The organism is Pseudomonas sp. 910_21, from assembly GCF_052850735.1.
The window spans coordinates 32,199-46,114 of sequence record NZ_VXCY01000012.1; the positions used below are offsets into that span (position 1 = coordinate 32,199).

The window sequence follows — 13,916 nt, forward strand, 5'->3', positions numbered from 1 at the left end:
CAGGAAGTTTTATTTGTTTCCATTGCGACTAGTCGATTGAGTTTTGAAGTAATAGTCTTTTGGGTTTTTACTTTGTCATCCCAGTGCTCAAGGTTTTCTCCACTTTCAAGTGTTCAGTCTGGAGGGGCGTAATAAAGCAAGTTTAAGCGTCGGTAAAGATTTCTCGAGCTGTCATGGCTGTTGTCAATGTGAGAGTTTAAGAAGTCGTCTTTAAACATCATTGAGAGCCCTCCGACATAGAGGGTCGGGTCTGGGACTATATTTCAAATCCCAGAAGTGAGGCGATTTTATTGACGACCGAAGGGTGTTGCATTGCATAAGTGATGGTTCCGAGGACTTCGGAGCGATTATCCTATGGCACGTGGTCTTGAGGGGTGAATCCGTTGCCGTTGAAGCTGCGTACCGGGTTGCCGCGCTCCACTCGATGGTGGGCGTCGCGGCGTTGCAGGCGCAGTGCTTCCTCGGATTGTTGTTGCCGATCTGCCAAGCGCTGCAGGATTAGCAGGCGTGCTACGCGCTTGTTGTCGTGCTGGCTGCGTTCGGACTGCACTTTGACGCTGATTCCGGTTGCCAGGTGCGTGGCGCGTACGGCGGAGTCGGTGGTGTTCATGTGTTGCCCGCCCGGACCTGAGGCGCGCATGGCTTCAAAGCGGATTTGGCCGTCCATGCTGTCCTGTGGAGTCTTGAACAGTTGTCCGGCGAAATACCAGTTCTTGCGTTTGTGTCCAGGCCGGAACGGGCTCTTGCAGGTCCAGAGCAGGGTGCCGGTCCAGCGTTCGGCCAGTCTTGCAGCCTGTTCGCCATCGAGGCTTATCAGGACCGACTTGTGGGTGTCCCGGGCGTGGCCAGCTACCTGCTCGACGAGGCTGGTAAGCACGCCTTGTGCCTCGGCTTCGCGATACAGGAGACGCAAAGCCTTGGTCACCGCCAGCTCGCACTCGGCAGGCCCCTGGGCAGAGGACAGTTGTAAGAGCAGCATCAGCAGCACCCCCGGCGTTTGTAAGTCAGTACCGGCTTGAGCCGGGCGATGATCTGTACCAGGCCGGCGTCCCGCAGGCTACCGACTACGCTGTCGATGCTCTTGTAGGCTTCGGGTGCTTCCTCGTACATCAATCCGCGGTCCTCGCAGATCACTCGGCTGCCCAGTTGAGTGCGCTTGAGCTGGTCGAAGCTGAAGCGGGTCGCCAGCCGGCCCTTGCAGTCGCTGCGCAGCCATTTGCGTCCGGCGCCGTGGGCCAGGGAGAACAGGCTGACAGGCGTCGGATTGGGCTGTACCAGGTAGCTGTAGTCACCCCGGGAGCCCGGAATGACCACCGGACCCTGGTCCGATGGTGTGGCGCCCTTGCGATGCAGCCAGCCCGCGACGCCATCGATATTCGCCGGGGACACCAGGTTGTGGTTGATGTCCAGAGTGGCGTGCCCCTTGGCTCGCAGGTTGTGCAGCAGGCGTTCGGCAATCAGTCGTCGGTTGGCTTCGGCGAAGCGCAGGGCTTCGTCGTGCTCTTGCAAGTACCGGATGCCAGCGGCGCTGGTCATCTCCAGACCGTTGTGCCTGTGCTGATCCACATGGCGCCGCAGGATGGCCTCTCCCAGGCCTCGAGAGCCGCTATGCACTAGCAGCAACAAGGTTTTTGGATTCAGTTCCAGAGCCTGCAAGGCTGCGGCGTCATACACCTGATCGAGCTGCTGCAGTTCGGCGAAGTGATTGCCGCCGCCAATGGTGCCCAGTGAGTGCTCGTGGCCGGTGAGGGGCAGTCCCAGTTGCGCTCGTTCTTCATCCCACTGTTCATCCAGAGGGAGGTCGATATTGCCAATTTTCTTTTCCAGCTTGTCGAGGTTGAGGCGGCTGCTGGAGAGGTCGGTTTGCCACAGCGCCATGCCGCAGCCGATGTCATTGCCCACCAGGGCCGGGTAGGCCCGCTCGGTGGAAAAAAATGCCGCACCCACCGGGTAGCCCCGGCCTGGGTGCAGGTCCGGCATGCCGACAACCTGGCGCATGCCGGGTAGTTGGGCGGTGGTGTGCAGTTGTTGGAGCGCTTTGTCTTCGATCCAGGTGGTGTCGGAGGCGATAAGAGAGACGCCATTCGACAAATGACGGATGCAAGTGTCCATGTCCAATTCCTGATTGGAAAAAAATATTCAGGTAGTGGCAGGACGGAACGGGGTTAAGCGAAGACGCTAACGGGTAGCGGATACAGCGTTTAAACCAGGCACGTCCTGCAAGGGGTGATCAGCTGTTGCATGGTGGATCTCCTTGGCAAAAGTGTGGGAAGGGGCGCGAAGATTAATCCTTTGCCTGAGGCCTGGCAATGGGGTTTGTAAACAAAAGGCATCTGGCCTCGCGGCATTTTTTCTTCTGCCCAAACGGCTTTTTCCCGCCGTGTAAGCGATACTCTCGCGTTTTATGGACGAGGTGGCAGCATGCGGGTTTTGATGGCAGTGATGGTTGCAGTGTTATTGGCTGGCTGTGCGAGTTCCACCATGGACGATGCCCGGACAAGAACACCCAACAAGACCCTGACCTCGACCAAGGCCGATCAACTGGTGGCGCAATGCGTACAGTTCGCCTGGCAGGATGAAGCGGTCTTTGGTGTGGATGCGGCGGCCTACCTGCAACCTGGCAAGGTAGGCGGATATACGGTGTATACCCGTTCTGCGGAAGTCTTCGTGGATATCAAGGCCGAGCCCTCGGGCACCGCTGTCCACTATTTCGCGATCGAGGACAACTCTGTTTCGAAGCGTCGACTGGCGGCGTTGGCGACCTGTCTGTAAGCCCAGGCAGCGCTTCAGGCGCAGGCACTCAGCCTTTCTGGCAGCAAACCCGGCAATCGCCGGGTTTTGTTGTTTCTGGGTGTCGTGTTTTCAACGCAAGTTGTGCGGCTTGATATTTTATCTCGGTAGAAAGTATGAGTTTTAGTGTAGAAAAGCGTGTAATACATTGACTCTTTAAAGTGTCAGTTCAAATAACGAAGCCTAGGGTTTAATAGGGCTGGCGCTGAGTTGTGCAAATTGTTCTGAATGGTTAGTTTGTGGCGTGATGAAAAAAGTCGAGAAAAGTGCGCTAAGTTAAAGGTGCTCAACAAGGAGCAAGACTTAATTAATCAATGGAGTGAAATATATGAACAAGCCACAAGCTCAACTTAAACATGGTCGCGTCGTTTCGCCTTCCAGTCGTGGTGCGGTTGCTGTAGAGCTGGGATTGCTGGGAACCTGGCAGGTGAATGAAATGGAAGGCGGGAAAAACTTCCCGGCTCTGACCGCCGGGCCTTTCCCGAAACCTTACGACAGCGATGTAGGGAGCGCCGTACCACCCGCAGATGGCCACATTCTCAGTGGTGGCAAGGTGGATGAGCGCGACTGCATCAACTTCACCAATGAGGAAATGTCGAAGAAAATCAATCGTGCCTTCAGCTGGCCGCTGCTCAATGTGGACCCCGGCCAGGTATTCCAGGTGCAATGGGAGTACACCGCGCCTCACGTCACTCGTGGCTACAGCTGGTTCATCACTAAAGATGGTTGGGACCCTAAGCAGCGCATCAGTCGCGCGCAGCTGGAGCCTCAGGCTTTTTATCAGGATTTTTATACCGAAGTTCCATTCGACAAGTTCGGCTCGGTATTGAAGGCCAAAACTAATCATGAAGTTGTGCTGCCAAAAAACAAGAAAGGCCACCATGTTGTGGTGCTGGTGTGGGTTGTCGCCAATACTGGCAACGGGTTTTATCAGGCCTTCGATCTGGACTTCAAGTAAGTCTCGGTCGTACAGCACCCTTTAACAGTTCTGAAGGATTAGAGCGTGAATAAAATCGACTTTGCATTAATCAAGAGTCAAGCAGCAGATGCGGCATCCATGATGCCGAGCATTGCCGGCAAGAAGATCCTCATGGGTTTCTGGCATAACTGGGCCGCCGGTCCTGCCGATGGTTATCAGCAGGGGCAGTTTGCCAACCTGAACCTGTTGGATGTCCCCAAGGAATACAACGTGGTGGCGGTAGCCTTCATGAAGGGCAACGGCATTCCCACCTTCAAGCCCTACAACCTCTCGGACGCCGAGTTCCGGCGTCAGGTCGGTGTGCTTAACAGCCAGGGGCGGGCCGTGCTGATTTCCCTGGGCGGTGCTGATGCGCATATCGAGTTGCACAAGGGCAACGAGCAGCCTTTGGCCAACGAAATCATCCGCCTGGTGGAGACATACGGCTTCGATGGTCTGGATATCGATCTGGAGCAGAGTGCCATTGATTACGCCGACAACAAGAGCGTGCTGCCGGCAGCCTTGAAGCTGGTGAAGGATCACTATGCAGGCCAGGGCAAGCATTTCATCATCAGCATGGCGCCGGAGTTTCCGTACCTGACCAGCAACGGCAAGTACGTGGCTTACCTGCAAGCCCTGGAGGGCTATTACGACTTTGTCGCACCGCAATACTACAACCAGGGTGGCGATGGACTCTGGGTGCAGGAGGCCAACGGCGGGCAGGGTGCATGGATTGCCCAGAACAATGATCAGATGAAGGAGGACTTCCTGTTCTACCTGACTGATAGCCTGGCTTCGGGCTCTCGCGGTTACACCCGAATTGCGGCGGACAAGCTGGTAATCGGTTTGCCCAGCAACGTCGATGCTGCGGCCACTGGCTATGTCATCGATCCTGCGGCTGTGAGCAATGCGTTCAAGCGCCTGCAGGATGCTGGTCACGCCATCAAGGGCTTGATGACCTGGTCGGTGAACTGGGATGCCGGAGTCAGCCGGCAGGGTGTGCAGTACAACTGGGAGTTCCGTAACCGTTATGCGCCGCTGATCCATGGCGATGGCGCAGAGCCTGAGCGTCCCGGGGCGCCGGGCAATCTGCAGGTGGTGGGCACCAGTCGCAGTAGCGTCAGTTTGAGTTGGAGCGCTTCCAGTGGTGTGCGTCCGGTGGAGTTCTACACCCTGTACCGCGATGGCAATGCAGTGGGGCAGGCGACTTCCCTGGGCTTCGAAGACAAAGGGTTGAGTACCGATACCCAGTACAGCTACTTCGTCACGGCCACTGATACTCAGGGTCGTGAATCGTTGCCCAGTCGTAGCCTGAGTGTCAGGACCGCGGGTGGCGTCGTCGATCCGAGTTTCCCTGAGTGGCGTACCAACCAGCGCTATCTCCGGGAGGACGGAGTGAGCTATGAGGGTAATCGCTATCTCTGCCTTCAAGAGCACACTTCAAACCCGGCATGGACGCCCTCGGTGGCTTTCACCCTGTGGAGCAAGGTGTTGCTGGAGCGTCATGGCTGAACAGTGACGTCATTGTTCTGCTCAATGGCAAGGCGACCCGCACGGATGTTGTCGATCCGAATGCGGGTCGCCTTTATTTGTCTCCTGAAGGCTGTCCATGGCTGACCGGCGGCAGGTGTGTGGGCATGGCGCGGGGTGTGACTTTGGCCCAGTTGTAATCATTGGTAAGCGGGGGGTGCACCTGGGGGCGGCTTGGGAGTAGTCTCGCGGCTCGATCAATGAGCAATGGAAGCTTGCGATGTTTCAAATGAATAACCTGGTTCCGGAAATGCTGGTCACGGACCTGGAGCGCAGCCTGTCTTTCTATCGCGATACCCTCGGCTTCAAGGTGGAGTATCAGCGTCCGGAACACTTCTTTGCTTTTCTCTCTTTCAATGGCGCTCAGTTGATGCTGGAACAGGATGATCAGGAGGAGTCCGCGTGGCGCGTCGGCCCCTTGCAGGCGCCTTTTGGCCGAGGCATGAACTTGTCCATCGAGTGCCCGGACATTCGCCAACTGGCTGCCGCTCTGGCGCATGCCGGTTTCGCCCTGCGCAGGGAGATCCAGGAGTGCTGGTACCGGCATGATGAGTTGCTGCACGGTGAATTGAACCTGCTGGTGCTCGATCCGGACGGCTACTTGCTGCGGTTCACTGAGGATCTGGGGTTCAAGCCAGTGGTCAGCGCCTGACCGCCGAACCCCGGTGCGACGCCTGCATTGCTGAGGCGCCGCGTACCGGGAGGCCGCGGTCGGTTATTTGCCAGAAAAGGGCGATAGTCAGTGCTTGACGATAATCCAGTGGGCGGGAATCTGTTGTAGCCGCAATCCGGTCAGAGCATGCAGGTGTTCTGTGGGAGAAGCTCAAGGCAAACAGGGCACGCGCCGCGCCAGCTGTTGGGCACAGGCAGGGAGCGGGTGCTCATTGGATTCATGGGGTTTCGCGTTTGTCCGGGGCGGTCAGTCCGGCTTGAATGCGTTGATAGATTTCCTCGCGGTGTACCGCGACGTCTTTTGGCGCGTTGATACCGATGCGGACCTGTTGGCCGCTGACGCCAAGAATGGTGATCGTAATGTCGTCACCGATGTTTATGCTTTCACCGACTTTGCGGGTGAGTATCAGCATGATCTTCTCCTTGATGGCTTTGTAGGGCACCAGATTCAAACAGTGCAGAGGTCGGTCTTAGGTATAGATTAGTGCGAAGTTCCACTGAGTGGGTGCCTCTTTCTGACGCGCATACGATCTATTAATTCCCAAGGCGCAACTATACAGAGCCAATAAATATCATTCTTCCTGTTTCGACCTGATTTTGTGACGAGGTCTCTCGTGCCTTGAGTGCTAAAATCGCCGCCTCAGACTTTCTAGGGGTAGGTTGTGCGCACAGTAGCGATGATGATGGCGGCGTTGGCATTGGCCGGTTGCGGCGAAGGCAAGCAAGTCGAGGCGAACAAGAGTGCTTCAGCGGCGGCGCAGGTTCAGCCGGTTCAGGCCTCCACCACGCCGCAATGGGATGTGTGGGTGGGCAGCGAACTGCCCCTGGCGGTAAGTGATCTCACCGGTTGGCTGATCGAGCACGGGATCATGTCCAATGTGGTGACCGTGGAAGGCAAGAAGCGGGTGCTGCTCGGGCCTTTTGCTTCCCAGGCCGAGGCCGAGGCGAAAAAGACTGAAGTGGTCGAGAAACTCGTGAAGGCCAAGAAACGTGACATCGATGTCACGGTCATCGAGCACCAGGCTGCGCAGTAAATCCTCTTCCCGCCACATCGAGAGGCGCCCGTATCCAGGGGGCGCTTCTGGGTCAGCCGCAGCTCTTGAGGTTGACGGCTCCGACAAACTCGTTTCCGCGCCCCATCACGCAAGCCACGCTTTGATTGCGTTGGCGTTCCCAATCCTGCACCGGATAGGTTTTGTTCCAGGCCTCGAAGAGCTGTCGATCCTGCTTCGACAGGCGCAGACCGTATTGCTTGCTCATGTAGAAGTAGGTGCGGGCGATCATGCCGCGAATCGAAGGGCGGGGCATGACCTTCTTGGCCTTGAAGTCCACCTGGGTCAGGCATGAGCCATATTGCCCCGATTGCTCCGGCAGCCAACCGAAACTGAAGTTGCTGCGGTCGCCATTCACTTCGCCAATGCTTGGTACCAGGTTGTGCAAGTCGGCTTCGGCGCGCTGATAAACCGAGTCGGTACGGGTGCAGTTCTTGCGCCCGCCTTGCTGCCAGCATTGGCGCTGATGACCGATTTGCCAGGCCGGCACTATGTGTTCCCATTCGATGCGTTCTGCGCGCTTGGCGTTCTTGCGCGGTACGTAGCCACAAGCGGCGAGGTTTACCCGGTTGCCGTTGTATTTACAGCCGCAGTAGAACTCGGTTGATTGAGGGGCATAGAGTTTCCAGGCAACTTTCTTGGCTTCGCTGAAGGTGCGTGGGGCATCGGCTTGGGCGGTGAAGGTGACGAAAAACAGCAGTACGGCAAAACAGCGGACACTCATCAACTCAGTCTTCCTTCGGTACGACCCAGAAAATTTGCACGCCACCATCGTCGCGATAGGCGAGGGTGACGTTGTCGTTCTCGGCGATTTCCTCCAGGAGCCGTTCCCACTCGTCCTGAGGCTCATCGGCGAGACGGAAAATCAGGGCTGCCTTGGCTTTCTGTGCGGTAGGGGAGTTGATGATTTTCTGGATGCGTACTCCCAGGCGTTCGTAGGAGCTGAGGGGCGTTTGGGTCGTGGCCACGGAACAATCCTTAATAAGCTGTACGTGTATACAGTATTTAACTGTAGGACATTTCGCAACTGCTTAAGATTCAAGAAGTTCCTCTGACCACGCTTTACGCATTTGTCTCGCGGGTGGGGGAGAATTTTTACGGGGGGAGGGTGCGGCGAGGCTGTCAGGGGGGGGGCGGAACCACTCGCCCGGAGGGGGCGAGTGGTTGACGCCTGCTCGACCGGAACCGGTCGAGCGGGGGGCTGTCAGTATTCCCAGAACATGCGTTGCAGTTCTTTACTGTCCTGAGTCTTGGTCAGGGCGACCATGGCCAGGATGCGGGCTTTTTGTGGGTTCAGGTCGTGAGCCACAACCCAGTCGTTCTTGTCGTCAGGCTGTTCGGCGTTGCGCAGTACGAAGCCGCCAGCATTGACGTGGGAAGAGCGAATGATCTGCACGCCATTCTTGCGCAGCTCTTGCAGGGCTGGCACTACGCGGGAGGACACAGAGCCGTTACCGGTACCGGCGTGAATGATGGCTTTGGCGCCGCTTTGCGCCAGGGCCTTGTAGGCAGTGTCGCTGACGTTGCCGTAGCCGTAGGCGATTTCTACGTCAGGCAGGCTCTTGATGTTCTTGATGTCGAACTCCGAATCCATGGTGTGACGCTTGGCAGGCAGGCGGAACCAGTAGGATTTGCCTTCCACTACCATGCCCAGTGGGCCCCATGGGCTCTTGAAGGCTTCGGTCTTGATGTTGATCATCTTGCTGACATCGCGACCGGATTGGATTTCGTCGTTCATGGTAACCAGCACGCCTTTGCCGCGGGCGTTCTTGCTGCCGGCTACGGCTACTGCGTTGTACAGGTTGAGCATGCCGTCAGCCGACATGGCGGTGCCTGGGCGCATGGAGCCGACGACCACGATCGGCTTGTCGGTCTTTTCCACCAGGTTGAGGAAGTAGGCGGTTTCTTCCAGGGTGTCGGTGCCGTGGGTGATGACGATGCCATCGACGTCTTTGCTGTCGGCCAGCTCGGCGACGCGGCGACCCAGTTGCAGCAGGTTCTCGTTGGTGATGCTTTCCGAGGCGATCTGCATGACTTGCTCGCCACGCACGTTAGCCAGTTGGCTCAGCTCGGGGATGCCGGCGATCAGTTGTTCGATGCCGACTTTGGCTGCTTGGTAGGTGGCGCTGTTGGCGGCGCTGGCGCCGGCGCCGGCGATGGTGCCACCGGTGGCGAGGACCACGACGTTGGCGAGTTTCTGTTGGGTTTCAGCCTCTTTGGCCTGCACGGCCGCAGGCAGAAGCAGGAGGAGGGCCAAAGCGCCCGGAACGAAGGTTTTGAAGGCAGATTTCATTATTTTCTCTCTAGTAGTGAGACGGTGCTGATGCAGGTTCATCTAGAAACACCTCGGCCGCAGATCTGTATGCGGCGAGGCAGTGAGGATTGAGCAGGATCTGTACCAGCGCTACCTTGGCCTGATAAGTATTTTAAGTTACTGATTTATATCAATTTTATTTCTATTTTTGATGGCGGCGGAGTGGTGCGCGTCCGGGTTTCCGAACGTTTGCGCGGGTGGGCGTTCGGCAATCCGAAAATGCCCGTCAGTGGTTCGGCACAAGGGGGGAGGGGCCGTCATTAAAGAATGTCGCGGGGCGGTCGATGACCCGACAGGATCTTTTTTTTCAGGAGTTCATATGTCTCTGTCAGTCGGATTTCCTGGCGCAGGAGCGATTTTGATCAATGGCAAATCGCCGGCGACCATTGATGCATTGAGTAAGGCCGCTGCCGAGGAGGCATCCACGGCGCTGGGTACCGATGAGTCGGGCACCCTCCGGGTTGGTTCCAGCAAGCAGGCCGAAAAGTCCGAAGCCGCAGACTCGGGTGGAGATAATCAGAGTATCGTCGTCAAGATGCTGCTCAAGCGCATGCAAGAGTTGCAGGAGCAGCTCAAACAGCAGCAACAGCAACTGGCTGCCGCCCAGGCCGCCGACTATCCGACCCCTGAAGCCAAGCAGACCGTGGTCATGGGGCTTCAAGGGCAGATCGCCCAAACCAACGGGGCCCTGGCAGAGGTATCGGGCAATCTGGTTCGTGAGCTGGCCAAGGACTCCTCCTCCTCCTCAGGCGGCCTGTTAAACACCTCTGCATGACCCTCAGAGCCTGTTCGCCGCTACGGTGCGGACAGGCTTCTCCTCTCGTACAGCTGGGTTTTGCCCGCTGTCTGTGTCCTTTTTCCAGGCTCTGATCGGCGTTGACAAACTCTGGCGAGGTTCGCATAGTTCGTTTTACGCAAACGTTTGCGCGGCCTTTGGATAACGACAATCGTCTATCTTTCCAGGGTGCGGCACCGGCCTCCCATCCATGCCGATGACGGCCTGCTCACCCTGCCGTGCGAACGCTGCTCACAATAATCATAAGATCGGAGTGAATTCATGAAGCTGCCCTTCGCTGGACGTTTACTCGCTGTTGCTGTTCTGGCTGCTGCATCCGCTGCCCTCCCTCTCTCATCGGCCTATGCCGAGACCTCGCAGAAACCCAAGGTCGCCCTGGTCATGAAGTCCCTGGCCAACGAGTTCTTCCTGACCATGGAAGACGGCGCCAAGGCTTATCAGAAAGAGCATTCCGCCGATTTCGACCTGGTGTCCAACGGCATCAAGGACGAAACCGACACCGCCAACCAGATCCGCATCGTCGAGCAGATGATCGTCTCCAAGGTCAATGCCCTGGTGATTGCACCCGCCGACTCCAAGGCCATGGTGCCAGTGATCAAGAAGGCGGTGGATGCCGGGATCACGGTGATCAATATCGACAACCAACTCGATCCCGGTGTGCTGAAAAGCAAGAACATCAGCGTACCTTTCGTAGGTCCGGACAACCGCAAGGGGGCTCGCCTGGTGGGTGAGTACCTGGCCAAGCAACTGAAGGCCGGCGACGAAGTGGGGATCATCGAAGGGGTCTCCACCACCACTAACGCACAGCAGCGCACTGCTGGCTTCAAGGACGCAATGGACGCCGCGCAGATCAAGGTGGTCTCTCTGCAATCCGGCGACTGGGAAATCGACGCAGGCAACCGTGTGGCTTCGGCAATGCTCAGTGAATACCCGAATCTCAAGGCATTGCTGGCCGGTAACGACAGCATGGCAGTGGGGGCGGTCTCCGCGGTGCGGGCTGCCGGTAAGGCAGGCAAGGTCCAGGTGGTGGGCTACGACAATATCAACGCCATCAAACCAATGCTCAAGGATGGCCGGGTCCTGGCCACTGCCGACCAGTTCGCTGCCAAGCAGGCGGTGTTCGGCATCGAGACCGCACTGAAGATCCTCAAGGGCGAGAAAGTCGACAGCGGTGCCAACGGCGTGATCGAAACTCCAGTCGAGCTGGTCACCAAGTAGTCCTTCCGGCGGCACAACGGCGCTCGCCCGTTCAGGCGAGCGCATGGAGAGTTTCTTATGTCAGTTTCCGCTGCGAACGCTGTCCTCTCGGTCAGCGGTATCGGCAAGACCTATGCACAACCGGTATTGACCGGCATCGACCTGACGCTGATGCGCGGGGAGGTGCTGGCCCTGACCGGTGAGAACGGCGCCGGCAAGAGCACCTTGTCGAAGATCATCGGTGGCCTGGTCAGCCCCACCACCGGCCACATGCAGTTCAACGGCCAGGACTATCGTCCTGGTAGCCGGACCCAAGCGGAAGAGGCGGGGGTTCGCATGGTCATGCAGGAGCTCAACCTGCTGCCGACCCTGTCGGTGGCCGAGAATCTGTTTCTCGACAACCTGCCCAGCAACGGTGGTTGGATCAGCCGCAAGCAATTGCGCAAAGCGGCAATCGAGGCCATGGCCCAGGTCGGCCTGGACGCTATCGATCCCGACACGCTGGTGGGTGAATTGGGTATCGGTCATCAGCAGATGGTGGAGATCGCCCGAAATCTGATCGGTGATTGTCATGTGCTGATTCTCGATGAGCCGACGGCCATGCTCACTTCCCGTGAGGTGGAGATGCTCTTTGAGCAGATCACCCGCCTGCAGGCCCGGGGCGTGTCCATCATCTATATCTCCCATCGCCTGGAAGAACTGGCCCGCGTAGCCCAGCGCATTGCTGTGTTGCGTGATGGTTGCCTGGTGTGTGTCGAGCCCATGGCCAACTACAACAGCGAACAGCTGGTGAACCTGATGGTGGGGCGCGAGCTGGGCGAACACATTGATCTGGGTGAGCGCAAGATTGGTGCGCCGGCGCTGACGGTGAACAACCTCAGTCGCTCGGACAAGGTTTGTGATGTGTCCTTCGAGGTACGCAGTGGCGAGATCTTCGGTATTTCCGGCCTGATCGGGGCAGGGCGTACCGAGTTGCTGCGGCTTATCTTTGGTGCCGACGTCGCCGACAGCGGCAGCATTGCCCTGGGCACGCCGGCCCGGCCAGTAAGCATTCGCTCCCCGGTGGATGCGGTGGCCAACGGCATTGCGTTGATCACTGAAGATCGCAAGGGCGAAGGGCTGCTGCTGACCCAGTCCATCAGCGCCAATATCGCCTTGGGCAACATGCCGGCGATTTCCAGCGGCGGCCTGGTCAATGCTCAGGACGAAGAGCAACTGGCCCAGCGGCAGATCGATGCCATGCGCATTCGCAGTTCCAGTCCGGCGCAATTGGTGTCCGAATTGTCCGGCGGCAACCAGCAGAAGGTGGTGATCGGCCGCTGGCTGGAGCGCGACTGTTCGGTGTTGCTGTTCGACGAGCCCACTCGCGGTATCGACGTCGGCGCCAAGTTCGATATCTATGGCTTGCTGGGGGAGTTGACCCGCCAGGGCAAGGCCCTGGTAGTGGTGTCCAGCGACTTGCGTGAGTTGATGCTGATCTGCGATCGCATTGGCGTGCTCTCGGCCGGGCGTCTGATCGACACCTTCGAGCGTGACAGCTGGACCCAGGATGAATTGCTTGCCGCCGCCTTTGCCGGCTATCAAAAACGAGATGCGTTGCTCAGCGAAGCGACGCCTAGGAATGCATCATGAAAACTGCACCTGCAAGCGGCAAGCGAGGCGGCCATTACTACGGCCTCGGCACCTACCTGGGTCTGGCGGGGGCGTTGTTGGGGATGATCGTTCTGTTCTCCCTGCTCAGCAGCCACTTCCTTTCCTATGACACCTTCAGCACCCTGGCCAACCAGATTCCCGACCTGATGGTGCTGGCGGTGGGCATGACCTTCGTCCTGATCATCGGTGGTATCGATCTGTCCGTGGGGTCGGTGCTGGCCCTGGCGGCCTCGACGGTCAGCGTGGCAATTCTCGGCTGGGGCTGGAGCGTGGTGCCTGCGGCGTTGCTGGGCATGGCCTGTGCGGCGCTGGCGGGAACCATCACGGGCTCGATCACTGTGGCCTGGCGCATCCCGTCGTTCATCGTTTCCCTGGGGGTGCTGGAAATGGCCAGGGGCGTTGCCTACCAGATGACCGGTTCGCGCACGGCCTATATCGGTGATGCTTTCGCCTGGTTGTCGAATCCAATTGCCTTTGGCATTTCGCCGTCGTTTATCATTGCCCTGCTGATTATTTTCCTGGCCCAGGCGGTGCTGACGCGCACCGTGTTCGGCCGCTACCTGATCGGCATCGGTACCAACGAAGAGGCGGTGCGTCTGGCGGGGATCAATCCCAAACCCTACAAGATCCTGGTGTTCAGCCTGATGGGGTTGTTGGCGGGCATTGCAGCGCTGTTTCAAATTTCTCGCCTGGAAGCGGCAGACCCGAATGCGGGCTCCGGTCTGGAGTTGCAGGTCATCGCCGCGGTGGTGATTGGCGGCACCAGCCTGATGGGCGGACGCGGTTCGGTGATCAGTACCTTCTTCGGCGTCTTGATTATTTCCGTGCTGGCTGCAGGCCTGGCGCAAATCGGCGCATCAGAACCGACCAAGCGCATCATCACCGGTGCGGTCATTGTGATTGCCGTGGTGCTGGATACCTATCGCAGCCAGCGCGCCAATCGGCGGGTTTGAT

General features: G+C 58.1%; 15 protein-coding genes. 9 read left to right on the forward strand and 6 right to left on the reverse strand.

Annotated features, from left to right (window positions below; translation table 11 throughout):
* Window positions 1–352 precede the first annotated feature (352 nt).
* Together prfH and FW796_RS29745 are read right to left on the reverse strand one after the other, a co-directional pair.
* Complete coding sequence (gene prfH / locus FW796_RS29740) at window positions 353–979, reverse strand: peptide chain release factor H (RefSeq protein ID WP_446440537.1); 627 nt, start codon at window positions 977–979, stop codon at window positions 353–355.
* Entirely contained in the window at window positions 979–2,112 is a 1,134-nt protein-coding gene (locus FW796_RS29745; protein ID WP_346631687.1) for an RNA ligase RtcB family protein, read from the reverse strand. The genes prfH and FW796_RS29745 overlap by 1 nt, the downstream gene beginning before the upstream one ends.
* Window positions 2,113–2,421: 309 nt before the next feature.
* Between FW796_RS29745 and FW796_RS29750 the strand changes: the two genes are divergently transcribed.
* From FW796_RS29750 to FW796_RS29765, 4 genes are all read left to right on the forward strand, one after another.
* Entirely contained in the window at window positions 2,422–2,772 is a 351-nt protein-coding gene (locus tag FW796_RS29750; protein ID WP_346631686.1) for a hypothetical protein, read from the forward strand.
* Between the two features lie 346 nt (window positions 2,773–3,118).
* The gene (locus FW796_RS29755) at window positions 3,119–3,748 is read left to right on the forward strand and encodes a lytic polysaccharide monooxygenase auxiliary activity family 9 protein (protein WP_346631685.1); all 630 of its coding nucleotides are present in this window, start codon (window positions 3,119–3,121) and stop codon (window positions 3,746–3,748) included.
* A 45-nt stretch (window positions 3,749–3,793) separates the two neighbouring features.
* The gene (locus tag FW796_RS29760; RefSeq protein ID WP_446440538.1) at window positions 3,794–5,260 is read left to right on the forward strand and encodes a carbohydrate-binding protein; all 1,467 of its coding nucleotides are present in this window, start codon (window positions 3,794–3,796) and stop codon (window positions 5,258–5,260) included.
* Between the two features lie 238 nt (window positions 5,261–5,498).
* Window positions 5,499–5,930 (forward strand): VOC family protein, encoded by a 432-nt coding sequence (locus tag FW796_RS29765; protein WP_446440539.1) that lies wholly within the window; start codon window positions 5,499–5,501, stop codon window positions 5,928–5,930.
* A gap of 238 nt (window positions 5,931–6,168) precedes the next feature.
* Here the strand turns inward: FW796_RS29765 and csrA are convergent, their stop codons facing one another.
* Window positions 6,169–6,363 (reverse strand): carbon storage regulator CsrA, encoded by a 195-nt coding sequence (gene csrA / locus FW796_RS29770; RefSeq protein WP_007920550.1) that lies wholly within the window; start codon window positions 6,361–6,363, stop codon window positions 6,169–6,171.
* 264 nt (window positions 6,364–6,627) lie between these two features.
* Between csrA and FW796_RS29775 the strand changes: the two genes are divergently transcribed.
* Window positions 6,628–6,984 (forward strand): SPOR domain-containing protein, encoded by a 357-nt coding sequence (locus FW796_RS29775; RefSeq protein ID WP_346632066.1) that lies wholly within the window; start codon window positions 6,628–6,630, stop codon window positions 6,982–6,984.
* 52 nt (window positions 6,985–7,036) lie between these two features.
* On the opposite strand, the gene FW796_RS29780 is transcribed toward FW796_RS29775, so the two are convergent.
* The 3 genes from FW796_RS29780 to FW796_RS29790 form a co-directional block, all read right to left on the reverse strand.
* A complete protein-coding gene (locus tag FW796_RS29780) occupies window positions 7,037–7,726 on the reverse strand; it encodes an endonuclease I family protein (protein WP_346631682.1) in 690 nt (229 codons plus the stop codon).
* A 4-nt stretch (window positions 7,727–7,730) separates the two neighbouring features.
* Window positions 7,731–8,000 (reverse strand): DUF1654 domain-containing protein, encoded by a 270-nt coding sequence (locus FW796_RS29785; protein ID WP_102863635.1) that lies wholly within the window; start codon window positions 7,998–8,000, stop codon window positions 7,731–7,733.
* A 206-nt stretch (window positions 8,001–8,206) separates the two neighbouring features.
* Window positions 8,207–9,295 (reverse strand): asparaginase, encoded by a 1,089-nt coding sequence (locus FW796_RS29790; RefSeq protein ID WP_123725710.1) that lies wholly within the window; start codon window positions 9,293–9,295, stop codon window positions 8,207–8,209.
* A gap of 340 nt (window positions 9,296–9,635) precedes the next feature.
* On the opposite strand from FW796_RS29790, the gene FW796_RS29795 reads away from it, so the two are divergent.
* From FW796_RS29795 to FW796_RS29810, 4 genes are all read left to right on the forward strand, one after another.
* The gene (locus FW796_RS29795; RefSeq protein WP_446440540.1) at window positions 9,636–10,091 is read left to right on the forward strand and encodes a hypothetical protein; all 456 of its coding nucleotides are present in this window, start codon (window positions 9,636–9,638) and stop codon (window positions 10,089–10,091) included.
* 282 nt (window positions 10,092–10,373) lie between these two features.
* On the forward strand, window positions 10,374–11,330 hold the full coding sequence (locus FW796_RS29800) for a sugar ABC transporter substrate-binding protein (RefSeq protein ID WP_123725709.1): 957 nt from the start codon (window positions 10,374–10,376) through the stop codon (window positions 11,328–11,330).
* Between the two features lie 57 nt (window positions 11,331–11,387).
* Entirely contained in the window at window positions 11,388–12,941 is a 1,554-nt protein-coding gene (locus tag FW796_RS29805; RefSeq protein WP_346631680.1) for a sugar ABC transporter ATP-binding protein, read from the forward strand.
* Entirely contained in the window at window positions 12,938–13,915 is a 978-nt protein-coding gene (locus FW796_RS29810; RefSeq protein ID WP_102863626.1) for an ABC transporter permease, read from the forward strand. Before FW796_RS29805 ends, FW796_RS29810 begins: the two co-directional genes overlap by 4 nt.
* Window position 13,916 lies beyond the last annotated feature (1 nt).